Consider the following 22,429-nt stretch of genomic DNA (forward strand, 5'->3'; position numbering starts at 1 on the left):
TTCTCCTCGCCTGGAAAATTCGGCGCAGCACAATCCCTGTTTAAATTCACATCGAAAACATTTTTATCAGATAGCGGATGGAAACGGTTACAGAATTTTCATAAAAAGTGTGATGAATGTTGAATTTTACGATCCGCCTCGCATCTGAGGGGGCTATCCCTCGATGGGATCGACATCCAGCACCCATTTCACCTTGCGCGACTCCGGTAACGTATTGATGAGTGCTAGCGTGCCACTCACGATATGCTGCAAACGAATCCGTGACGGATGCTGCAATAAAATCTGCCAGCGATAGCGTCCGCCGCGCTTCGGCGCCAGTGCCGGTACCGGGCCTAAAATCCAGAGCTTATCGTCAGCCAGCGGACTGGCCTGAATCAGATTACGCAGTTGCTGCAAAAACAGCGGCGCCTGCTGATTATGATGATCTTCTGCGCGCACAATGACGTGACTGGTCCACGGCGGCAGTTGCAGAGTTTGCCGTTCCGCCAGCGCTTGTTCAGCGAATGCGTCATAGCCCTTATGCAACAGAGTCTGTAGCAGCGGATGTTCCGGATGGTGGGTCTGCAAAACCACTTCTCCCTGTTTGCCAGCGCGTCCTGCGCGCCCGGAAACCTGCGTATAAAGTTGGGCAAAGCGTTCTGCTGAGCGGAAATCTGCCGAGAACAGCGCGCCGTCCACATCCAGCAGCGCAACCAGCGTCACGTCAGGGAAGTGGTGACCTTTTGCCAGCATCTGGGTGCCGATCAGGATCCTTGCGCCACCGCGATGCACTTGTGCCAGATGCTGCTCAAGCGACCCTTTGCGGCTGGTGGTATCGCGGTCAATGCGGGAAATCGGCACGCCGGGAAAGAAGGGAGCCAGCGCTTGTTCAAGCTGCTCAGTGCCCAATCCGACCGGTACCATATGCGTAGAGCCACAGGAAGGACACTGACGTGGCACCGGACGCTGGCTGTCGCAGTGATGACAGCGCAAATGGTGCTGTGCCTGATGCAGGGTGTAGTAGTGATCGCAACGCGGACACTCCGCAATCCAGCCGCAGTCGTGGCAAAGCAGCGCAGGCGCAAAGCCCCGGCGATTGAGAAATAAAATCACCTGGTTGTCGGCCTGTAAATGCTGGCGCATACGGGCGATCAGCGCCGGTGCCAGACCGACCTGTACCTGCTGACCTTTTAAATCCAGCACGTGCTGAGTCGCGGGACGCGCGTTTCCGGCGCGGCGCGTCAGGCGCAGCATCCGGTATTTTTTCTGCCGCACGTTACACAGCGTTTCCAGTGCCGGAGTTGCCGAACCGAGGATTATCGGAATGCGTTCGCTATGGGCGCGCCAGACCGCCAGATCGCGGGCATGATAGCGCCAGCCTTCCTGCTGTTTATAGGAACTGTCGTGTTCTTCATCGATAACGATCACGCCAAGATTTTTAAACGGCGTAAATAAGGAGGAGCGTGTGCCAATGACAATCGCCGCTTCGCCGTTTTTGGCTTTCAACCAGGCAGAAAGGCGCTCGCTGTCATTGAGGCCGGAATGCAGCACTTCCACCGGCGCGTTGAACCGTTCGCGAAAACGGGCGATGGTTTGCGGCGTCAGACCAATTTCCGGCACCATCACCAGCGCCTGCTTACCCTGTGCCAGAACGTTTTCCAGTACGCTCAGATAAACTTCGGTTTTACCTGACCCCGTCACCCCGGCCAGCAGCCAGGCGGAGAAACAGTCTGACGCGCTGTGAATTGCGCCAACGGCGGTGGCCTGTTCGGTGTTCAGTCGCAGACGTTCGCCGCAAACCGCGTAGTGCGTGCGCCAGTCGCTAAAACCTGGGGTTTCGCTCGCCAGTTCACACAAGCCTTTTTTACGCAGAGCCTGAAGCGCGGCATCGTTGAATTCAAGGTCGGCGACCCGATCGCGCCAGATTTTCCCCTGTCGCAACGCGGCCAGCGCCTGCTGCTGTTTGGGGGAACGTTTCAGGCTATTAAGATCAACGGCCTGGCCCTCTTCGGTGGCAAACCAGTACCACATTGGCGTGTTGGTGGCTGGTTTCCCCTGACGCAGCAGGATGGGCAGGGCATGGAACAGCACGTCGCCAATGGGATGATGATAATAATCCGCCGCCCAGATCAGCAGACGCCAGACGGAGGTCGAAAAGAGCGGCTCATCATCCAGCACATCAACGACAGCTTTCAGTTCATTCAGCGGCAGCTCGCTTTTGTCACTAACCGAGACTACGATCCCGACGCGCTCCTGCTGTTTGCCAAACGGTACGCGCACGCGACACCCTGCTTTGACATTCATGCCTTCCGGCAGAAGATAGTCAAAGGTGCGAGGGAGCGGAACGGGTAAGGCAACGTGCACTACGGGCATAAATCATCCTGACTTGAAATCTGGCCGGTTAGTATACACATTACTCATGGGTGATGAGCGAATCAGTTTGCATGAGCGGGCTAATTTCTGTATGATTCGCCGCCTTTGATGCAAATTGATTGTGTCAAAACTTGACCGTTACCCGAGAATTTCACGCAGCCAACATATCAGCGGTGTGAAAGGCGACGGGTAAAAATTAACATCGCGTGGTGTCTGGCGTTAGGGCTGGAAGAGCGACGCGGCCTTAAACTGAGGTTTTCCCATGAAAAAAGATATTCACCCGAAATACGAAGAAATTACTGCTACCTGTTCTTGCGGTAACGTCATGAAAATTCGCTCTACCGTAGGTCACGATCTGAACCTGGACGTCTGCGGTAAATGCCACCCGTTCTACACTGGCAAACAGCGTGACGTTGCAACCGGTGGCCGTGTTGACCGCTTCAACAAGCGTTTCAACATCCCGGGCAGCAAATAAGTTTCAGCTGTCAAAAAAAAGCGCCGACTGGCGCTTTTTTTGTATCTGAATTTTATCTTTTTTATATTTTTTATTGACGCCTTGAATAAATAACGAGAAACTAACTTGAAATGCCGTTTCTAATTTTTCGGTAAATTGTTTCTATTGGTGATGTTCATCTCTCTTATCTTTCTTTTTTTGCCATGATTTTTAGTTGCTGGCAAAATTTAAAAGGTTTTAGCTTCCCCGCTTAAATAAACTTCATTACGTAATATAAAATTAATTCTGTCCCTTATTTTCATCATGTCGTTTTAGCAGTGGTGGTGCTGATAAGGTCAGATTGTTTTTGACGTTTTCTATTGAGAGGGATTGCTATGAAGCGTGGATATGCATTATTACTTATTCCATTATTATCTGGGGCCGCTCACGCAGGCTATGTAGATTATCGTCATGAATATTATGATGATGGACGTAACTATGACCGTGTTTATATGTCTCACCGCTTTGCGACTGGTTTTGGTGTGGCAGTAGAAGCTATCTCTCGTTCCGATGATGCGCAATCAAATGATGCGTGGAACAATATGGAAAGTAATGGCAACGAGTATACGGCAAGTTATCAATTCACCTGGCAGGGGCTCATCTGGCAGCCGGGCATCGCGGTGGAAACGGGTGATAATATAGCGATCTATAAGCCTTATCTTCGCGTACAGTATAATATCAATGATAACTGGTGGACTGCGTTCCGCTATCGTCAGGAATATATGCGCAGAAATGCTGACGGCAAAGATGACCGGATGGTCTATCGCCCGGAAGCGTGGCTCGGTTATAACGTCAATAACTGGATGTTTGAACTTAACGGCATTTATAAAATTGCCGATAGTGAAGATTTGTATAACAACAAAAATGAAGATTATGAATATAACTTCCGTGTTGCTTATAAGATAGGATCCTGGGTTCCTTTTGTTGAAGTGGGTAACGTTTCTTCTGGTTATAACACAACAACGACGGACGATCGCCAGACGCGTTATCGCGTGGGTCTGGGTTATAACTTCTGATTGTTAATTCCGTTAACGTGAAATTTATCTAAACAAAACATCATCAAGTTGCCTTTCAATACGCAAAATACGCTTGTTCTCATTTTCGCGTGAATAAGGCACTCAGGAGTTGACATAATGTCCAGTGATGAACATGTTATAAGAAGTAATGCAAGCATTGCTATCAGGCCTTTCGGATTCAGAGATAAAATAGGTTACTTGTGTGGCGACCTGGGAAATTGTTTTATTCTTGGGTTGGTCAATAGCTTTTTAATGATTTACTACACTAATGTGCTCGGTGTTTCCGGGGTTATTGTCGGGTCACTCTATTTTATAACAAAACTCTTTGATGCGTTTGTTGATGTCGCCGTAGGGCGCATATGCGATACGTCTAAACTGACCGTTTACGGGCGTTTTAATCCCTGGGTTCGTCGCATGAAATACCCTTTCTGCATCATTTCGGTGGTTCTTTTTCTGCCGTTTGTTCATGAATTTTCTGAAACAGCGAAAATTATCTATATCTGCTGTTCCTATTTTATTTACGGTTCGTTGTTATCGACCGTTAGCATTCCTTATGGTGCAATGTCAGCCGCGATTAGCTCGAATCCGGACGATCGTGTTTCGCTTTCGACTTACCGCAGCGTTGGCTCGGCGATTGGTGGTGGGGCAACCGGTTTTTTTATTCCCATTCTGATGTATACCACCCTTGTTGACGGAAGCCTGGTGATTTCCGGGCAACATTTCTTCTGGATTGCGATTGGCTGCTCGATACTGGCTTTTATCTTTTTAACACTGACCTGTCACTTAACGACAGAGCGCGTGCGTGTGGAAAGAAAAGAGAGCATGCCCGTTTCTGTTTTGCTGAAGGGATTGCTACGCAATAAGGCGTTGATTGTGCTGGTTGTGGTTGATCTGCTTATTGTGATTAATCAGGGTCTCTCCGGCACCAATATGACCTATCTGTTTAATGACTATTTCCACAATAAAGCCGCCATGTCTGTCGCACTCTTATTTACCTTTGGTTCCCTGATTCTGCTGGCGCCATCGGCGTCCTGGCTCACGAAGCGGTTTGGTAAAAAAGAAGCCAGCGTCGGCGCACTGTTCTTTTCAGTGGTGATGTATCTGATTATGTACTTCATCCACATTACGGATGCGAAAATCTATCTGGTCTTTCTTTTCCTTGCGACGCTAGGGGCCGGATTATTCAACCTGATGATTTGGGCGTTTATGACTGATGTTTGCGACTACCATCAGTATATTACTGGCGATCGCGAAGATGGCACCGTTTATGGTGTGAACTTCTTTGCTCGCAAAGTGGGTCAGGCATGTGCGGGGGCCATTGGGGGTTTTATGCTGGCTATCATCGGCTACCAATCCTCATCAACGGGCGGGGCTGTGCAAACCAGCGTCGTGCGGGAAAATATTTACACGATGGCGAATCTGATACCGGCTTTATGCCTGTTTTTGGCCGCCGTGATGCTGATTTATTTCTATCCACTGAACCGTAAAGAAACGCTCAAAATGGAAGCAACACTGAATAAATTTAATGGGATTAGCAAATAACCCATGAGCACCACTATGAAAATAGTGGGCAGTGAGTCTGAAAGGCAGGGGAAAACCTCTGCCTTTGTTGCGTCACCACCAAAGCAGCGGCCACGACTTCTCAACCGTTTCCAGTTGCGGCGCATCAAAAAGCGCCTGCGGGGAAATAACCGTTTCATTCAGCGGGATATTTTTACCGTAGCGTTCTTTCATTTTGGCTTGCACCGCCGGGTGACTGAGATCGAAATCCTTCAGCTTTTGCAGCTTACCCATTTTCATCCCGAGCGCATGGTCATACACCTTCCACACCACTTCAGAGCAGTACTGACGCTCGTCACTCCAGGAAAAGGCCAGATCGTAAGGTTTACCAAGATATTGTTTTGCGGTTTGCGCGAGCTTTTTCTGCTGCTGTGGCGATAGCCCACCGTCAACGCGACGCACGATGTATTTTCCGTCTTTACCGTGTTTTATCCACTTTTGCAGAGGGGTATAAACCACCGGGCCAATGGCCTCAAAGACATACGGTTTTTTCTCGCGGATAACGATCATGCCGATATGGCTATAGTCAGAATGCGTTGCCAGTTGAATCGCCTGGCTCTGGGAGGATAAGGACATTTGAAAGATGATATCGCCGGTTTGCGGCTGCCAGGCAAAAACAGGCGTCGCAATCAGCAGACTGAAAACCAGTAAGCCTCGATTCATGGCATAACGTCCTTGTTACACAATTAAAAAGAGCGGCCAGGAAACCCGCGCCGCTCTTTTCTGCAAATCAATATTCCCATGTCTCCGGGTCGATCCCCAGTTCACGCATGATCTCTTTCGCCGCTTCCGGGATTTCATCACTGCGCTCTTTACGCAGGTCTGCGTCGTTTGGCAGGGGTTGCCCGGTAAAGGCATGCAGAAACGCTTCACACAGCAACTCGCTGTTGGTGGCGTGGCGCAGGTTGTTCACCTGACGACGCGTGCGTTCATCGGTGAGGATTTTTAACACCTTCAGAGGAATGGAAACCGTAATTTTCTTTACTTGCTCACTCTTCTTACCGTGCTCAGCGTATGGGCTGATATATTCGCCGCTCCATTCAGCCATGAGATACTTAATCCTCTTTGTCATTAATATGAGGCAATGCCGCACTATTTGTGTGGCTACTCGCCATAATTCCGCATAGTTTACCGTACAGGCGATACTGTGACACTGATAAAGCGCCTGTAGTTGTGCGCTAATGCAGATAATTTTAACGGCTATTTCCAGTTTGCTCAATCTATACGCAAAGAAGTTTAGATGTCCAGATGTATTGACGTCTATTGTTAACCTGTTTACTCTGGGACCTGACTTTTCATCGACTCAGCTCAGGAACACCCTAACATGACGCGTAAACAGGCCACCATCGCAGTGCGTAGCGGGTTAAATGACGACGAACAGTATGGTTGCGTCGTTCCGCCGATTCACCTTTCCAGCACCTATAATTTTACCGGTTTTAATGAGCCTCGCGCCCATGACTACTCCCGTCGCGGCAACCCTACGCGCGATGTGGTGCAGCGTGCGCTGGCCGAACTGGAAGGGGGGGCGGGTGCGGTGCTGACCAATACCGGCATGTCGGCGATTCACCTGGTGACAACCGTGTTTCTGAAGCCAGGCGATCTGCTGGTGGCACCGCATGACTGCTACGGCGGCAGCTACCGCCTGTTTGACAGTCTGGCGACGCGCGGATGCTATCGCGTGCGGTTTGTCGATCAAGGGGATGAGCAGGCGTTGCAGGCCGCGCTGGCAGAAAAACCCAAACTGGTACTGGTGGAAAGTCCGAGTAATCCGCTGTTACGCGTGGTGGATATTGCGAAAATCTGCCAACTGGCGCGTGAAGCCGGAGCCGTCAGCGTTGTCGACAACACTTTTTTAAGCCCGGCGCTGCAAAATCCGCTGGCATTGGGCGCCGATCTGGTGTTGCATTCATGCACGAAATATCTGAATGGCCACTCTGACGTGGTGGCGGGCGTGGTGATAGCCAAAGATCCGGAAATCGTCACCGAACTGGCATGGTGGGCGAATAATATCGGCGTGACCGGCGGCGCGTTTGACAGTTACCTGCTGTTGCGTGGGTTGCGTACGCTGTCGCCGCGCATGGAAGTGGCGCAACGCAATGCGCAGGCGATCGTCGATTACCTGCAAACCCAGCCGCTGGTGAAAAAGCTCTATCACCCGTCGCTGCCGGAAAATCAGGGGCATGACATTGCCGTGCGTCAGCAAAAAGGTTTTGGCGCAATGTTGAGTTTTGAACTGGATGGCGATGAGCAGACGCTGCGTCGTTTCCTGAGCGGGCTGTCGTTGTTTACGCTGGCGGAATCCTTAGGGGGAGTGGAAAGCCTAATCTCTCACGCCGCAACGATGACGCATGCCGGCATGGCTCCAGAAGCGCGTGCTGCTGCCGGGATCTCCGAGACGCTGCTGCGTATCTCCACCGGTATTGAAGATGGCGAAGATTTAATTGCCGACCTGGAAAATGGCTTCCGGGCTGCAAACAAGGGGTAAACATGAGTATGATTGCGCAGGCAGGGGCGAAGGGTCGTCAACTGCACAAATTTGGTGGTAGTAGTCTGGCTGACGTGAAATGTTATCTGCGCGTCGCGGGCATCATGGCGGAATACTCACAGCCTGACGACATGATGGTGGTTTCCGCTGCGGGCAGTACGACCAACCAACTGATCAGTTGGCTGAAATTAAGTCAGACCGATCGCCTCTCTGCGCATCAGGTGCAACAGACCCTGCGCCGCTATCAGTGTGAGCTGATTAGCGGCCTGCTTCCCGCTGACGTGGCGGATGGATTAACCAGCCTGTTTATTAGCGATCTGGAGCGTCTGGCAAACCTGCTGGACAGCGGTGTGAATGACGCTGTTTATGCGGAGGTGGTAGGTCATGGTGAAGTATGGTCGGCACGTCTGATGTCTGCGGTGCTGAATCAGCATGGCATGGCGTCGGCCTGGCTGGATGCGCGTGAATTCTTACGCGCCGAGCGCGCCGCGCAACCGCAGGTGGATGAAGGGCTTTCTTACCCGTTATTGCAGCAACTGCTGATCCAGCACCCGCAAAAACGTCTGGTGGTGACCGGTTTTATCAGCCGTAGTAATGCGGGTGATACGGTGCTGCTGGGCCGTAACGGTTCTGACTATTCCGCCACGCAGGTTGGCGCGCTGGCGGGCGTTTCCCGCGTCACCATCTGGAGCGACGTGGCCGGGGTGTACAGCGCTGACCCGCGTAAAGTTAAAGACGCCTGCCTGTTGCCGCTGTTACGTCTGGATGAAGCCAGCGAGCTGGCGCGCCTGGCGGCACCGGTTCTGCACACCCGTACGCTGCAGCCGGTTTCCGGGAGCGATATCGATCTCCAGTTGCGCTGTAGCTACACGCCGGATCAAGGCTCTACGCGCATTGAGCGCGTACTGGCTTCAGGTACCGGCGCGCGTATCGTGACCAGCCATGATGACGTTTGCCTGATTGAATTTCAGGTTCCTGCCAGCCAGGACTTTAAGCAGGCGCATAAGGATATCGACCAGGTCCTCAAGCGTGCGCAGGTGCGTCCGCTGGCCGTTGGCGTTCATACCGATCGTCACCTGCTGCAGTTCTGCTACACCTCGGAAGTGGCGGATAGCGCTCTGCGAATCCTCGATGAAGCGGGTTTGCCGGGTGAACTGCGTTTGCGTCAGGGGCTGGCGCTGGTGGCGATGGTGGGGGCGGGCGTCACCCGTAATCCGCTGCACTGCCACCGTTTTTGGCAGCAGCTGAAAGGACAGCCGGTGGAATTTACCTGGCAGTCGGAAGAGGGCATCAGCCTGGTGGCCGTGCTGCGTACCGGCCCGACGGAGAGCCTGATTCAGGGTCTGCATCAGTCCATTTTCCGCGCAGAAAAACGCATCGGCCTGGTGCTCTTTGGCAAGGGCAATATTGGTTCCCGCTGGCTGGAACTGTTTGCTCGCGAGCAGAGTACGCTCTCGGCGCGTACCGGTTTTGAATTTGTGCTGGCAGGGGTGGTGGATAGCCGTCGCAGCCTGTTGAACTACGAAGGGCTTGATGCCAGCCGGGCGCTGGCGTTCTTCAATGATGAAGCCATTGAACAGGATGAAGAGTCGCTGTTCCTGTGGATGCGCGCGCACCCGTATGACGATCTGGTGGTGCTGGATGTGACCGCAAGCGAACAGCTTGCCGATCAGTATCTCGACTTCGCCAGTCACGGTTTCCACGTCATCAGCGCTAACAAACTGGCCGGGGCGAGTACCAGCAATAAGTATCGCCAGATCCACGACGCGTTTGATAAGACCGGGCGTCACTGGCTGTACAACGCCACCGTGGGGGCGGGGTTGCCGATCAACCACACCGTGCGCGATCTGATCGACAGCGGCGACACTATCCTGTCAATCAGCGGGATCTTCTCCGGCACGCTGTCCTGGCTATTCCTGCAGTTTGATGGCTCTGTGCCGTTTACCGATCTGGTGGATCAGGCCTGGCAGCAGGGACTGACGGAGCCGGATCCGCGCGTCGACCTGTCGGGTAAAGATGTGATGCGCAAGCTGGTGATTCTGGCGCGTGAAGCGGGCTACGACATCGAGCCGGATCAGGTTCGCGTTGAGTCGCTGGTTCCCGCACATTGTGAAGAAGGTTCAATCGATCACTTCTTTGAAAATGGCGATGAACTGAACGACCAGATGGTGCAACGTCTGGAAGCGGCCCGCGAAATGGGGCTGGTGCTGCGCTATGTGGCACGTTTCGATGCCAACGGCAAAGCGCGCGTCGGCGTCGAAGCCGTTCGTCCAGAGCACCCGCTGGCAGCGCTGCTGCCGTGCGATAACGTCTTCGCCATTGAAAGTCGCTGGTATCGCGATAATCCGTTGGTGATCCGCGGACCCGGTGCCGGTCGTGACGTTACCGCCGGGGCGATCCAGTCAGATATTAACCGTCTGGCGCAACTGCTGTAGTTTTTGCCGGATGGCGCTGCGCTTATCCGGCCTACGGTTCGTCAATCATGCTGGCCGGTGCGTTACCGGCCGGCAAACACTTCTTTTGCGGCAAACAGACCGTTTAACGCGGCTGGAAAGCCTGCATATACTGCCATCTGCATCATCACCTCAATAATTTCCTCCTGCGTTAACCCGACGTGCAGCGCGGCGGCAATATGTACCTTCAACTGCGGCGTGGCATTACCCAGCGCGGTCAATGCGGCGACGGTGGCAATCTCCCGACTGCGTAAATCCAGCCCGGGTCGGGAATAGATGTCGCCAAAAGGAAACTCAATCAGATAGCGGGCGAAGTCGGGAGCAATATCTTTCAGGCTCTCGACGACGGCATCGCCGCCTTTGCCATCGACCTGCTGTAGCATGTCCTGACCGGTAATAAAACGTTCCGAATGCATGGTGTCTTCCTCGTTTGTGTAATGTATGGCGTGAGGATAGGGCGGGCGGAATCATTTGGATAATACCGTTTCCGTGATACCTTTTCGGTATGACAACACCGCCTCTGTACTCTCTGGATATCCGCCTGCTGCGCTACTTTGCCGTGGTGGCGGAAGAGAACAACATGAGCCGGGCGGCCCAGCGACTGTTTATGTCGCAACCGCCGCTCAGCCGCCACATACGCCAGCTTGAAGAACGTCTGGGGATAACGCTGTTTGTCCGTCATACCAAAGGCCTGACGCTGACAAATGAGGGACTACGGGTGCTGGAGATCGTACGTCCGCTGCTGGAACTGCAGGATAAAACCTGGGCAGCTCTGAGTCAGCTCGCGCCAAATGATGTGCAGTCGCTGCGTCTGGGGCTGACGACGGCGTTTGAGCAGGGTGTTTTCGCTGGGCTGGAAACGCAGATGAATACCCGGGTGGAGACCCTGCGTCTGGTGCGCCAGGGCTCACCCGATCTGGTGCGTCAGGTGCGACGCGGAAAACTGGATGCTGCCGTGGTGGCGTTGCCGCTGGAGTCCGACGGACTTGCCGTCACGTCGCTCGACTGGCACGAGCCGCTCATCGCGGCGCTACCCGCCATCTGGCCAGAGGCAGGCAGAGAGTCTCTCCTCCTGGCGGAACTTAACCACCGACCGCTGTTCTGGTTCAGCCGGGAACGTAATCCGGCCTTCTTTGACGCTACGCGGGAACGCTTTCAGCGCGTGGGTTACGCCCCGACCTGTCTTGAAGAACCGCTGGAGCATGACGTTCTGCTGGCGCGAATTGCGCATGGCGACGGTCTGAGCTTACTTCCGGCCTCCTTTGCCGCCATTCAGCGCCAGGGCGTGGTTTTTCGTCCACTGCACAACGGTGAACTCAGTATTCAGGCGGGGCTGGTAATGCTGCCGGAGAACGTTGCGCGCTTACAGTGGCTGAAAAGCGTGATATCAGCCCTCTGAATGGCGGGCTAACGTGAATTTTTTTCATCTTCCCTGACTTTTCCTCACCATCAACGATGATTTTTCAGTTGACGTCATCGTGCTTTTCCGTCATTTTTACATCTGGACGTCTAAACGGATAGATGTTCACAACACAACATATAATGACAAGCGATTGATGAGGTAAGGTATGAGCTTTTTTCACGCCAACCAGCGGGAAGCCCTGAATCAGAGCCTGGCGGAAGTCCAGGGTCAGATTAACGTTTCGTTCGAGTTTTTCCCGCCGCGCACCAGTGAAATGGAGCAAACCCTGTGGAATTCCATCGATCGCCTGAGCAGCCTGAAGCCGAAGTTTGTTTCGGTAACCTACGGCGCAAACTCTGGCGAGCGCGACCGTACGCACAGTATTATCAAAGGGATTAAAGATCGCACGGGTCTGGAAGCCGCACCGCACCTGACCTGTATTGACGCGACTCGCGATGAGCTGCGCACTATCGCGCAGGACTACTGGAACAACGGTATCCGCCACATTGTTGCGCTGCGTGGCGACCTGCCGGCGGGCAGCGGCAAGCCGGATATGTATGCTGCCGATCTGGTGAGCCTGCTCAAAGAGGTGGCTGACTTTGATATCTCCGTCGCCGCTTACCCGGAAGTGCACCCGGAAGCGAAAAGCGCGCAGGCGGACTTGCTCAACCTGAAGCGTAAAGTGGATGCCGGGGCGAATCGCGCCATCACCCAATTTTTCTTTGATGTCGAAAGCTACCTGCGTTTTCGCGACCGCTGCGTCTCTGCGGGCATCGACGTGGAAATCATTCCTGGCATTCTGCCGGTCTCGAACTTTAAGCAGGCGAAGAAGTTTGCTGATATGACCAATGTGCGCATTCCGTCGTGGATGTCACAAATGTTTAACGGCCTTGATGACGATGCGGAAACCCGCAAGCTGGTGGGGGCAAATATCGCCATGGACATGGTGAAAATTTTAAGCCGGGAAGGGGTAAAAGATTTTCATTTCTATACACTTAACCGCGCTGAAATGAGCTACGCGATTTGCCACACGCTGGGCGTCAGACCCGGTGTATAAAATGCCTCGGCCCTCCCCGGAGGGCTTTTTTACACCTCATTTTGATCTACATCTCTGTAACTAAAAATATAAAAGGTATCAGCTATCGAATCTGTGGATTATTTCGACTATATCTTATCTCTGTAGGTGTATATCGTAATGTAAACACTGTAAAGGGAGCATATAGATGAGCACGCCAGACGATATCCATAACCCGACGTCCGCCGGAAAATGTCCTTTTCATCAGGGCGGCCATGACCAGAGCGCTGGAGCAGGAACAACCAGCCGTGACTGGTGGCCTAACCAGCTCCGCGTCGACCTTTTAAACCAACATTCCAATCGCTCAAACCCGCTGGGTGAAGATTTCGATTACCGCAAAGAATTCAGCAAATTAGATTATTCCGCGCTGAAAGGCGATCTCAGAGCGCTTCTCACCGAATCTCAACCGTGGTGGCCTGCTGACTGGGGAACTTATGCCGGTCTGTTTATCCGCATGGCCTGGCACGGTGCAGGTACCTATCGTTCCGTTGACGGCCGCGGTGGCGCGGGTCGTGGACAGCAGCGTTTTGCTCCCCTGAACTCCTGGCCGGATAACGTGAGCCTGGACAAGGCGCGTCGCCTGTTGTGGCCAATCAAGCAAAAATACGGGCAAAAAATTTCCTGGGCAGACTTGTTTATTCTGGCGGGTAACGTCGCGCTGGAAAACTCGGGCTTCCGTACCTTTGGTTTCGGTGCGGGTCGCGAGGACGTCTGGGAACCGGATCTGGATGTTAACTGGGGCGATGAGAAAACGTGGCTTGCCCACCGTGACCCGGAAGAGCTGGCAAAACGTCCTTTAGCCGCCACCGAGATGGGGCTGATCTACGTTAACCCGGAAGGCCCTAACGCCAGCGGTGAACCGCTTTCTGCGGCCTCAGCAATTCGTGCAACCTTTGGCAACATGGGGATGGACGATGAAGAAACCGTCGCGTTGATTGCAGGCGGTCACACGTTGGGTAAAACCCACGGCGCAGGCCCGGCGACACATGTCGGTCCGGACCCGGAAGTGGCACCGATCGAAAACCAGGGTTTAGGCTGGAAAAGCGATTTTGGTAGCGGTGTGGGCGCGGATGCGATTACCTCCGGACTGGAAGTGGTCTGGACGCAAACCCCAACCCAATGGAGCAACTACTTCTTCGAGAACCTGTTCAAATATGAGTGGGTACAGACGCGTAGCCCGGCTGGCGCCATCCAGTTTGAAGCGGTTGATGCGCCAGAAATTATTCCCGATCCATTCGACCCGTCGAAAAAACGCAAGCCCACCATGCTGGTCACCGACCTGACGCTGCGCTTTGATCCGGAATTCGAAAAAATTTCCCGTCGCTTCCTGAACGATCCGCAGGCGTTTAACGAAGCCTTCGCCCGTGCGTGGTTCAAATTGACCCACCGTGATATGGGGCCGAAAGCGCGTTACATCGGACCGGAAGTGCCAAAAGAAGATCTGATTTGGCAGGATCCGCTGCCGCAACCGACCTTCAATCCGACAGAAGAAGATATCCTGAGCCTGAAATCTGCGATTGCCGCGTCTGGCCTCTCTGTTGGCGAGCTGGTGTCCGTCGCGTGGGCATCTGCGTCGACCTTCCGCGGTGGTGATAAACGTGGCGGGGCGAACGGTGCGCGTCTGGCATTAGCGCCGCAGCGTGGTTGGGATGTCAATGCGATTGCCACGCGTGTGCTACCGGTTCTGGAGAAAATCCAGCGCGACTCTGCTAAAGCCTCGCTGGCCGATATCATCGTTCTGGCCGGTGTCGTCGGGGTTGAACAAGCCGCCAGCGCCGCAGGTGTCAGCATTCATGTGCCGTTCACCCCAGGTCGCGTGGACGCGCGCCAGGATCAGACGGATGTCGAGATGTTTGAACTGCTCAAACCGATCGCTGATGGTTTCCGTAACTATCGCGGTGAACCTGGCGCGGCAACGACAGAGTCTCTGCTGATTGATAAAGCGCAGCAGTTGACCCTGACCGCACCGGAAATGACCGTGCTGGTGGGAGGTCTGCGCGTTCTTGGCGCGAACTACGATGGCAGTAAGCATGGCGTCTTTACCGATCGTCCGGGCGTGCTCAGCAATGACTTCTTCGTCAACCTGCTGGATATGCGTCATGAATGGAAACCGGTGGATGAGTCAAACGAACAGTTTGAAGGCCGCGATCGTCAGACCGGTGAAGTGAAATACACCGCTTCACGTGCGGACCTGGTCTTTGGCTCTCATGCCGTATTGCGTGCTCTGGCGGAAGTGTATGCCGGTAGCGATGCGCATGTGAAGTTCGTGAAGGACTTCGTTGCGGCATGGGTGAAAGTGATGAACCTGGACCGCTTCGACCTGCAGTAATCCCGATTCAGACGTAATCTGACCCCACTTCAGCGACTGCTTGCAGTCGCTGAAGTGTATCCGTAGGGGTATAGTGTTTACAGGAAACGTCAATCTACTGGATTAATCATGTCTGTCTCAGGAAAGGGCAATCCACTGGCAATCGGTGGTCTTATCTTACTTACCCTTATCTGGAGCTATAGCTGGATTTTTATGAAGCAGGTCACGAGCTATATCGGCGCGTTCGACTTCACTGCATTACGCTGTATCTTCGGAACCTTACTATTATTCATCGTCCTCCTCCTGCGTGGCCGCGGTCTGCGCCCGACGCCGTTCAAATACACGCTGGCGATTGCGCTATTACAGACCTGCGGCATGATCGGGCTGGCGCAGTGGGCGCTGATGAGCGGCGGGGCGGGAAAGGTCGCGATTCTGACCTATACCATGCCATTCTGGGTCGTCATTCTGGCGGCGCTGTTTCTGGGCGAAAGGCTACGGCGTTTGCAATACGCGGCAATTATGATTGCGGCTATTGGTTTACTGCTGGTGATGCAGCCGTGGCAACTGAATTACGCCTCGCTGAAGAGTGCGTTGCTGGCGATCCTCTCCGGGGTCAGTTGGGGCGCGAGCGCCATTGTCGCCAAACGAATGTATGCCCGCCATCCTCGTATCGATTTACTGTCGTTAACCGCCTGGCAGATGTTGTATGCCGCGCTGGTGATGAGTGTGGTGGCCTGGTGGGTTCCACAACCGGTGGTTGACTGGCAGCCCATCGTATTCTGGGCGCTGGCCTATAGCGCGATTCTGGCGACAGCGCTGGCCTGGAGTTTGTGGCTGTTTGTGTTGAGGAATCTGCCTGCCAGTATTGCCAGCTTAAGTACCCTGGCGGTTCCGGTGTGCGGCGTTCTGTTTTCCTGGTGGCTGCTTGGCGAAAACCCCGGTCCTGTCGAGGGTGGGGGAATTGTGCTGATTGTCATGGCGCTGGCGATTGTCAGCCGGAAAAAGCGCGAAGTACGGACAGTTGAACAGGCGTGATAACATAAGAAACACTCCCGGACGATGCCGGGAGTGTTATGCGTTTTATTCCCACTCTTGCAGATAGCGCTGACCGTACTGGTCGGCAACCAACAGCGCTGCATAAACCTGATCCGGCGTCGCGCCGCCAGGCATGTTATGAATGGTTTCGCCTTCCGCACAGGCGGCTTCCGCCACGATACGCATCTTCGCCGGAATATCCTGTTTGATATCCAGTTGCGCCAGCGTAATCGGCAGACCGACGGAATGGCAAACTGCGGCAACGGTCTCAATCTCTTCAACCGGCGCGTTTTCCAGAACCAACTGAGTCAGCGTGCCAAATGCCACTTTTTCACCGTGATAATAGTGGTGCGCATCCGGGATCGCCGTCAGACCGTTGTGAACCGCGTGTGCGGCGGCCAGACCGCCGCTTTCAAAGCCGACGCCGCTCAGATAGGTATTAGCCTCAATCACGCGCTCAAGCGCCGGGGTGACGACGTGCTGCTCGGCGGCCAGCATTGCTTTTTCACCCTCTTCAAGCAGCGTGTTGTAGCACAGTTCAGCCAGCGCCAGTGCCGCCTGAGTGCATTTGCCGCCCGCCATGGTGATCGCGCCGCTGCGTGAACACGCGCGCGCTTCAAACCAGGTCGCCAGCGCATCACCAATCCCTGCGGCTAACAGACGCGCCGGTGCACCGGCAACGATTTTGGTGTCGACAATCACCATATGCGGGTTATGCGGTAGCAGTAGATAACGGTCAAATTCACCGGCGTCGGTGTAGATAACGGAAAGGGCGCTACATGGCGCATCGGTTGAGGCGATGGTTGGTGCGATCGCCACAGGCAGGTTCATAAAGTGGGCAAGGGCTTTCGCGGTATCCAGCGTTTTGCCGCCGCCGATGCCGAGAACGGCGCCGCACTGCGCGTTTTCCGCCACGCTGCGCAAACGGTCGATCTCGTTTTGCGAGCATTCACCGCCAAATGGCGCAACTTCCAGCGCCAGTCCTGCGTTTTTAAAGCTTTTTTCCAGTTCGCCCTGGGCGAAACCGAGAACAAATTTATCGCCGACAACCAGCCAACGTTCAGCCAACGGCTTGAGGTATTCGCCAAGACGAGTGATGACATCTGCACCCTGGATGTACTTACCGGGGGATTGAATAATGCGGTCCATATCCTATTTTCCTCACAGGTTGATGTTACCGAATGCGTTTTTCCAGTCTTGCTCAAACTTCTCAACAGCTGACTGTACCGCAGGGGTATCGAGCATTTGTTGCGCTACATCTAAAGGAAGGGTGATCGCTTCACAACCCGCCAGCAGACAATCCAGTGCCTGGCGTGGGGTTTTAAAACTGGCGGCCAGCACCTTGCTTTTCGGCGCATGCCGTTCCAGCAGCGTCTGTAATTCCTGTACCGTGCGGATACCGTCTCCGCCCTGGGCATCCACGCGGTTGACGTAAGGCGCGACATATTTCGCCCCCGCCAGCGCGGCAAGCAGTCCCTGAGATGCGCTGTACACAGCGGTACCCAGTGTGACAATGCCCTCTTTTTTCAACTGCTTGATGGCGACCAGTCCTTCAGAGGTCACCGGGATTTTCACCACAATTCCCGGAACGGCATTGTTCAGACGTTTGGCTTCGTTCACCATTCCCTGCGCATCGCGGCTCATGGTCTGGGCAAACAGAATGCCGTGTTCGCCAATCACCCTTTGCAGACGCGGCAGGACATCCCAGATAGATTCTTTGCTTGCCGCCACAATGCTCGGGTTGGTTGTTACCCCGGCGATGGGGAAGATGCGGGCCAGACGTTCAACTTCCGCCACATTGGCGCTATCCAGATACAGTTCCATTTTGCTTCCTCTTAAAGTTCAAGCTCATGTTGCAGTAGGTTGGCAATCGCGTCTGCAGACGCGGCGTTCACCAGCGCGTTGCGAAATTCTTCATGCATAATGCGACGGGCCAGGCGCGAGAAGATACGCATATGCTGGTCTCCCGCAGCGTGTTTGTTGAGCGTGAGCATGATGATGAACTGCGCCTCATCATCTCCCCAGCGTACGGGGGCTTTCAGGCGCGCGACGCTTATCGTGGACTGCTCAATATGCTCAGATTTGCTGTGCGGAATGGCGAAACTGAAGCCCAGTCCGGTGGAGAATACCGCCTCGCGGGCCCACAGATCGGCTTCCAGTTTGCGAGGGTAGCGGCAGCGGCTGGCGAGCAGCAGGTTGTCGGTCATCCCTTTGATCACCTCTTCTTTGCTGCGCCAGTCGCTGTCGAGGGTGATGCACTGGGCGGTGACCAGCGGGGCATCCTGCTGCGTCATGCGGAACTGCGCCAGCAGATGCTCCACTTCCAGCGACGTGCGACAGGCCATCGCCTGATTCAGTAACTGTCGGCAAGCGCGACTGTCGAGCTGTGCCATCCGCGCTTTGGCGGCAGGAATGGAGGGGGCGCTCATGCTGATTTCGTCCAGTCCCAGCCCGACCAGCAGCGGCAGAACGGAGCCTTTTGCCCCGAGTTCGCCACACAGGCCGATCCATTTCCCCTGACGGTGTACTGCCTGCACCGCGAAATCCAGCGCGCGCAGGAAGGCCGGGTTCAGGCTGTTGTAATGGCGGGTGACTTTGGCGTTATCGCGGTCAACGGCCAGCAGGTATTGCGTCAGGTCGTTACTGCCGATGCTAAAGAAATCAATCTCTTCACAGCACTGATCGATGATGAACATTACTGACGGGACTTCCAGCATAATGCCGAGCGGGATCTTTTCATCAAACGGGATCTGCTCATTGCGCAGCTGCTGTTTGGCTTCCGCCAGTTTCTCTTTAACCCACAGGATCTCTTCCATCGAGGAGATCATCGGGATCATGATTTTCAGACTACCGTGCGCCGAGGCGCGCAGGATCGATCGGAGCTGAGTGGTAAACAGTGCGGCGTATTCTTCATAGATACGCACGGCGCGATAGCCGAGGAACGGGTTGGCTTCAGCGGGAATATTCAGGTAATCAACGGGTTTATCGCCGCCGATATCCATCGTGCGCACAATAATGCTGCGTCCCTGCGCGGATTCCAGCGCCTGGCAAAAAATGTTGTACAGCTCGTTCTCGCCTGGGGCGCAGATCCGGTCCATATACAGCATTTCGGTGCGAAACAGACCGACTGCCTCCGCGCCGTTGCCAAATGCCGCCTGTGCTTCCACGGAGTGGGCGATGTTGGCGGCAACTTCCATTCGGATACCATCAGCCGTGCGCGCTTCCTGGGTCAACCAGACGCGCTGTTGCTCGCGCAGCGCCTCGTGCACGCGGGCTTCCTGCTGATAGTAGCGGCTGACCGGCTCGTCAGGCGCGACCACCACCGCCCCTGCATTGCCGTCGATATAGACCTCTTGTTGCAGCCACGGGGTTAAGGCATCAGTCGTGACGCCAACCAGCGTTGGAATGTTGAATGAACGAGCCAGGATCACGGTGTGCGAGGTGGTACCGCCGCTTTTCAGCAGCAGGCCTTTGAGGAAGGTTTTGTCCAGTTCGAGGAACTGGCTGGGCGTCAATTCATCCGCCATGCAGACGGTAGGTTGGGTCAGTTTTCCGGGGGCCGGAAAGCGTTTTTCGCCGTAGATGTGTTGCAGCAACTGGAAGCAGACGTCACGCACGTCCAGCGCGCGTTCCTGCAAATAGCTGCTGCTGGAACGAGCAAACTCTTCGCAGAAGTGGTTAGCGCTGTCGACAATCGCCTGTGCGCAGCTTAAGCCGCGAGAAACGCCCGTCAGCAGATGCTGACGCAAGGAGGTATCGCCTGCCAGCGAACGGTGGGCTTCCAGAATAGCGCTGGTGGCGCCGTCGCTGTCGAGCAAACGAAATTCAATGTTTTTCACCAGTAGCGTTAAGCCGCGATCCAGCGCCGACTGCTCGCTTTCCACATCGCTTGCCGCAGGAAGTTCGCCGAGCGCATTGAGATCCAGCGAAGAGAGAAGCGTCAGGATGCCGCCCGCGCTGCCGCTGCAAACGCTGCGGGCGCGGAAAAGCTGCGGATTCAGGTGGGTCAGCGAGGCCGGTAGCGGTTCTAATTCGCTGTTGTTGACCTCAGCCAGCGGCGCATCGCAGTGGGGAAACTCGTCGCACAGCCACTGGCTCAGGCGCTGATGGGCATCGGCTTCATCCGCGCCGGTAATCAGCAACTGGCAATGGTCGCCGGCCAGCGTATCTGTGCCAATCAGCGCCAGCGCGCTCTTGGCGTTGCCTTTACGATCGGTTCGTAGGTTGTGCCACTCAATGTGTGAAGTAAAGGTATTACACAGTGTCTCAACATGGCTTGCCGGGCGTGCATGAACGCCATTGGGCAGCTCACAGGTAAATTCCACAATCAGGGCCATTGCCTCTCTCCCATAACGGTTTTCTGCCTACAGGATAAAAGGCCTTGGTTGTTCGCTGCCATGTGACAATTCTGCCAAAAACTGGACAAATGTAATGTAAGACGAAAAGTGGGAGATAGTTCACAAGTCGACGTGATATCCATAAATCCTCCTATTTCTCAACTTATGAGGCGGATCCCATTTTTGTACTGACATTACAAAAATCCAGTAAATGGCCTTTTTATCCACTGTCTGCGCTCTTGCGGATTGCCTATTGTTTTCCACAACAACGTTATGGACATGGGCAAACATGTGCCCGGGAGCGACTTATGAATGAGTTGGTACAAATCCTGAAAAACACCCGTCAGCATCTGATGACGGGGGTGTCGCATATGATCCCCTTTGTGGTCGCGGGCGGCATATTACTGGCAGTCTCCGTCATGCTGTATGGCAAAGGCGCGGTGCCTGACGCCGCGACCGATCCGAATCTCAAAAAACTGTTTGATATCGGCGTGGCCGGGCTGACGCTGATGGTCCCTTTCCTCGCGGCGTACATCGGTTATTCCATTGCCGAACGCTCTGCCCTGGCACCGTGTGCGATTGGCGCCTGGGTGGGCAACAGCTTCGGCGCCGGGTTCTTCGGGGCGCTGATTGCCGGGATTATCGGCGGCATCGTTGTGCACTACCTGAAAAAAATCCCGGTTCATAAGGTGTTGCGTTCCGTGATGCCGATCTTCGTGATTCCTATCGTCGGGACCTTTATCACGGCGGGCATCATGATGTGGGGGCTGGGCGAACCCGTTGGCGCACTGACCGCCAGTCTGACCCAGTGGCTGCAGGGTATGCAGCAGGGCAGCATCGTGATGCTGGCGGTGATTATGGGACTGATGCTGGCCTTTGACATGGGGGGCCCGATCAACAAGGTTGCCTACGCCTTTATGCTGATTTGCGTGGCGCAGGGGGTTTACACCGTGGTGGCCATTGCGGCTGTTGGGATCTGCGTGCCGCCGCTGGGCTTAGGGCTGGCGACGCTGGTGGGGCGTAAAAACTTCTCTTCTGAAGAACGCGAAGCCGGTAAAGCGGCGCTGGTGATGGGCTGTGTCGGCGTGACCGAAGGGGCGATTCCTTTCGCCGCCGCTGACCCGCTGCGCGTCATTCCTTCCATCATGCTGGGCTCGGCCTGTGGTGCGGTCACTGCGGCGCTGTTCGGCGCGCAGTGTTACGCCGGTTGGGGCGGACTGATCGTTCTGCCGGTGGTTGAAGGCAAACTGGGCTATGTCGCCGCGGTGGCGGTGGGGGCGGTGGTGACGGCTGTCTGTGTGAACGTGCTGAAAAGTCTGGCGCGCAAGAATGTCTCTCAGACCGACGAGAAAGAAGACGATCTGGATTTAGATTTTGAAATTAATTAAGTGAGGAGTGGCGTCATGACGAAAATTATTGCAGTAACCGCATGTCCTTCAGGTGTTGCACATACTTATATGGCCGCTGAAGCGCTGGAAAGCGCAGCCAAAGCAAAAGGCTGGGAAGTGAAAGTTGAGACGCAGGGCTCGATTGGTCTGGAAAATGAACTGACGCCAGCCGATGTGGCGCAGGCCGATATCGTCATTCTGACCAAAGATATCGGTATCAAATTTGAAGAGCGTTTTGCAGGCAAAACCATCGTACGCGTCAACATCAGCGATGCGGTGAAACGCGCTGACGCGATCATGAACAAGATTGGCGCGCATCTGGCGCAGACTGCGTAACCGTTTTGTTTGCCGGATGGCGCTTCGCTTATCCGGCCTACGAATCAGAGCAAGTTTTAAGTTTAAGGGGCAACCTCATCAGGCGTCATCGTTGCAGGCAGTTTGAACACGGACAGCGCGCAGGAACCCGAGCGTACACGTAGTACGTGAGGGTTACGAGCACTGCCCAGGTTCAAAATGACAAATAAG

General features: G+C 54.6%; 18 protein-coding genes. 11 read left to right on the forward strand and 7 right to left on the reverse strand.

Annotated elements, in window-relative coordinates; genetic code table 11:
* Nucleotides 1–153: 153 nt before the first annotated feature.
* Nucleotides 154–2,352, reverse strand: coding sequence for a primosomal protein N' (priA, locus tag GBC03_05835; protein QFS69765.1), 2,199 nt, complete (start codon nt 2,350–2,352; stop codon nt 154–156).
* Between the two features lie 262 nt (nt 2,353–2,614).
* Between priA and rpmE the strand changes: the two genes are divergently transcribed.
* The 3 genes from rpmE (at nt 2,615) to GBC03_05850 (ending at nt 5,403) form a co-directional block, all read left to right on the forward strand.
* Nucleotides 2,615–2,827, forward strand: a complete 213-nt coding sequence (gene rpmE / locus GBC03_05840; protein QFS69766.1) for a 50S ribosomal protein L31 — start codon at nt 2,615–2,617, stop codon at nt 2,825–2,827.
* Nucleotides 2,828–3,180: 353 nt separating this feature from the next.
* Complete coding sequence (locus GBC03_05845; protein QFS69767.1) at nt 3,181–3,861, forward strand: hypothetical protein; 681 nt, start codon at nt 3,181–3,183, stop codon at nt 3,859–3,861.
* A gap of 117 nt (nt 3,862–3,978) precedes the next feature.
* Nucleotides 3,979–5,403 (forward strand): MFS transporter, encoded by a 1,425-nt coding sequence (locus GBC03_05850; GenBank protein QFS69768.1) that lies wholly within the window; start codon nt 3,979–3,981, stop codon nt 5,401–5,403.
* A 72-nt stretch (nt 5,404–5,475) separates the two neighbouring features.
* Here the strand turns inward: GBC03_05850 and GBC03_05855 are convergent, their stop codons facing one another.
* Together GBC03_05855 and metJ are read right to left on the reverse strand one after the other, a co-directional pair.
* Entirely contained in the window at nt 5,476–6,084 is a 609-nt protein-coding gene (locus GBC03_05855) for a YiiX family permuted papain-like enzyme (protein QFS69769.1), read from the reverse strand.
* A 67-nt stretch (nt 6,085–6,151) separates the two neighbouring features.
* Nucleotides 6,152–6,469, reverse strand: coding sequence for a met regulon transcriptional regulator MetJ (metJ, locus tag GBC03_05860; GenBank protein QFS69770.1), 318 nt, complete (start codon nt 6,467–6,469; stop codon nt 6,152–6,154).
* 276 nt (nt 6,470–6,745) lie between these two features.
* Here metJ and metB point away from each other — a divergent pair, with 276 nt between their 5' ends.
* Nucleotides 6,746–7,906, forward strand: a complete 1,161-nt coding sequence (gene metB / locus GBC03_05865) for a cystathionine gamma-synthase (GenBank protein QFS69771.1) — start codon at nt 6,746–6,748, stop codon at nt 7,904–7,906.
* Nucleotides 7,907–7,908: 2 nt separating this feature from the next.
* Nucleotides 7,909–10,341, forward strand: coding sequence for an aspartate kinase (locus tag GBC03_05870; protein ID QFS69772.1), 2,433 nt, complete (start codon nt 7,909–7,911; stop codon nt 10,339–10,341).
* 62 nt (nt 10,342–10,403) lie between these two features.
* Here the strand turns inward: GBC03_05870 and GBC03_05875 are convergent, their stop codons facing one another.
* Nucleotides 10,404–10,775 carry a carboxymuconolactone decarboxylase family protein gene (locus GBC03_05875; GenBank protein QFS69773.1) on the reverse strand — a complete coding sequence of 124 codons (372 nt, stop codon included), beginning with the start codon at nt 10,773–10,775 and terminating at the stop codon, nt 10,404–10,406.
* A gap of 89 nt (nt 10,776–10,864) precedes the next feature.
* Here GBC03_05875 and GBC03_05880 point away from each other — a divergent pair, with 89 nt between their 5' ends.
* The 4 genes from GBC03_05880 (at nt 10,865) to GBC03_05895 (ending at nt 16,179) form a co-directional block, all read left to right on the forward strand.
* Nucleotides 10,865–11,758, forward strand: a complete 894-nt coding sequence (locus GBC03_05880) for a LysR family transcriptional regulator (protein QFS69774.1) — start codon at nt 10,865–10,867, stop codon at nt 11,756–11,758.
* A 169-nt stretch (nt 11,759–11,927) separates the two neighbouring features.
* A complete protein-coding gene (metF, locus tag GBC03_05885) occupies nt 11,928–12,818 on the forward strand; it encodes a methylenetetrahydrofolate reductase (GenBank protein ID QFS69775.1) in 891 nt (296 codons plus the stop codon).
* A gap of 166 nt (nt 12,819–12,984) precedes the next feature.
* Nucleotides 12,985–15,165 carry a catalase/peroxidase HPI gene (katG, locus tag GBC03_05890; GenBank protein QFS69776.1) on the forward strand — a complete coding sequence of 727 codons (2,181 nt, stop codon included), beginning with the start codon at nt 12,985–12,987 and terminating at the stop codon, nt 15,163–15,165.
* A gap of 108 nt (nt 15,166–15,273) precedes the next feature.
* Nucleotides 15,274–16,179, forward strand: a complete 906-nt coding sequence (locus GBC03_05895; protein ID QFS69777.1) for an EamA family transporter — start codon at nt 15,274–15,276, stop codon at nt 16,177–16,179.
* Between the two features lie 45 nt (nt 16,180–16,224).
* Here the strand turns inward: GBC03_05895 and GBC03_05900 are convergent, their stop codons facing one another.
* Genes GBC03_05900 through ptsP form a run of 3 tightly spaced genes read right to left on the reverse strand, consistent with a single transcriptional unit; the run spans nt 16,225 to nt 20,516 of the window.
* Nucleotides 16,225–17,328, reverse strand: coding sequence for an iron-containing alcohol dehydrogenase (locus tag GBC03_05900; GenBank protein ID QFS69778.1), 1,104 nt, complete (start codon nt 17,326–17,328; stop codon nt 16,225–16,227).
* Nucleotides 17,329–17,340: 12 nt separating this feature from the next.
* Nucleotides 17,341–18,003: a fructose-6-phosphate aldolase gene (gene fsa / locus GBC03_05905; protein ID QFS69779.1), complete on the reverse strand. Its 663-nt coding sequence runs from the start codon at nt 18,001–18,003 to the stop codon at nt 17,341–17,343.
* 11 nt (nt 18,004–18,014) lie between these two features.
* The gene (ptsP, locus tag GBC03_05910) at nt 18,015–20,516 is read right to left on the reverse strand and encodes a phosphoenolpyruvate--protein phosphotransferase (protein ID QFS69780.1); all 2,502 of its coding nucleotides are present in this window, start codon (nt 20,514–20,516) and stop codon (nt 18,015–18,017) included.
* 308 nt (nt 20,517–20,824) lie between these two features.
* Here ptsP and GBC03_05915 point away from each other — a divergent pair, with 308 nt between their 5' ends.
* A complete protein-coding gene (locus tag GBC03_05915) occupies nt 20,825–21,904 on the forward strand; it encodes a PTS fructose transporter subunit EIIC (GenBank protein ID QFS69781.1) in 1,080 nt (359 codons plus the stop codon).
* Between the two features lie 15 nt (nt 21,905–21,919).
* Nucleotides 21,920–22,240 carry a PTS fructose-like transporter subunit IIB gene (locus GBC03_05920; protein QFS69782.1) on the forward strand — a complete coding sequence of 107 codons (321 nt, stop codon included), beginning with the start codon at nt 21,920–21,922 and terminating at the stop codon, nt 22,238–22,240.
* Nucleotides 22,241–22,429 lie beyond the last annotated feature (189 nt).

The sequence above is a fragment of the Citrobacter telavivensis genome (assembly GCA_009363175.1).
Lineage (GTDB): Bacteria > Pseudomonadota > Gammaproteobacteria > Enterobacterales > Enterobacteriaceae > Citrobacter_A > Citrobacter_A telavivensis.

Coding starts and splice junctions, on each gene's coding strand:
- priA (QFS69765.1), bottom strand. CDS start 2,352: ATGCCCGTAGTGCACGTTGCCTTACCCGTTCCGCTCCCTCGCACCTTT.
- rpmE (QFS69766.1), top strand. CDS start 2,615: ATGAAAAAAGATATTCACCCGAAATACGAAGAAATTACTGCTACCTGT.
- GBC03_05845 (QFS69767.1), top strand. CDS start 3,181: ATGAAGCGTGGATATGCATTATTACTTATTCCATTATTATCTGGGGCC.
- GBC03_05850 (QFS69768.1), top strand. CDS start 3,979: ATGTCCAGTGATGAACATGTTATAAGAAGTAATGCAAGCATTGCTATC.
- GBC03_05855 (QFS69769.1), bottom strand. CDS start 6,084: ATGAATCGAGGCTTACTGGTTTTCAGTCTGCTGATTGCGACGCCTGTT.
- metJ (QFS69770.1), bottom strand. CDS start 6,469: ATGGCTGAATGGAGCGGCGAATATATCAGCCCATACGCTGAGCACGGT.
- metB (QFS69771.1), top strand. CDS start 6,746: ATGACGCGTAAACAGGCCACCATCGCAGTGCGTAGCGGGTTAAATGAC.
- GBC03_05870 (QFS69772.1), top strand. CDS start 7,909: ATGAGTATGATTGCGCAGGCAGGGGCGAAGGGTCGTCAACTGCACAAA.
- GBC03_05875 (QFS69773.1), bottom strand. CDS start 10,775: ATGCATTCGGAACGTTTTATTACCGGTCAGGACATGCTACAGCAGGTC.
- GBC03_05880 (QFS69774.1), top strand. CDS start 10,865: ATGACAACACCGCCTCTGTACTCTCTGGATATCCGCCTGCTGCGCTAC.
- metF (QFS69775.1), top strand. CDS start 11,928: ATGAGCTTTTTTCACGCCAACCAGCGGGAAGCCCTGAATCAGAGCCTG.
- katG (QFS69776.1), top strand. CDS start 12,985: ATGAGCACGCCAGACGATATCCATAACCCGACGTCCGCCGGAAAATGT.
- GBC03_05895 (QFS69777.1), top strand. CDS start 15,274: ATGTCTGTCTCAGGAAAGGGCAATCCACTGGCAATCGGTGGTCTTATC.
- GBC03_05900 (QFS69778.1), bottom strand. CDS start 17,328: ATGGACCGCATTATTCAATCCCCCGGTAAGTACATCCAGGGTGCAGAT.
- fsa (QFS69779.1), bottom strand. CDS start 18,003: ATGGAACTGTATCTGGATAGCGCCAATGTGGCGGAAGTTGAACGTCTG.
- ptsP (QFS69780.1), bottom strand. CDS start 20,516: ATGGCCCTGATTGTGGAATTTACCTGTGAGCTGCCCAATGGCGTTCAT.
- GBC03_05915 (QFS69781.1), top strand. CDS start 20,825: ATGAATGAGTTGGTACAAATCCTGAAAAACACCCGTCAGCATCTGATG.
- GBC03_05920 (QFS69782.1), top strand. CDS start 21,920: ATGACGAAAATTATTGCAGTAACCGCATGTCCTTCAGGTGTTGCACAT.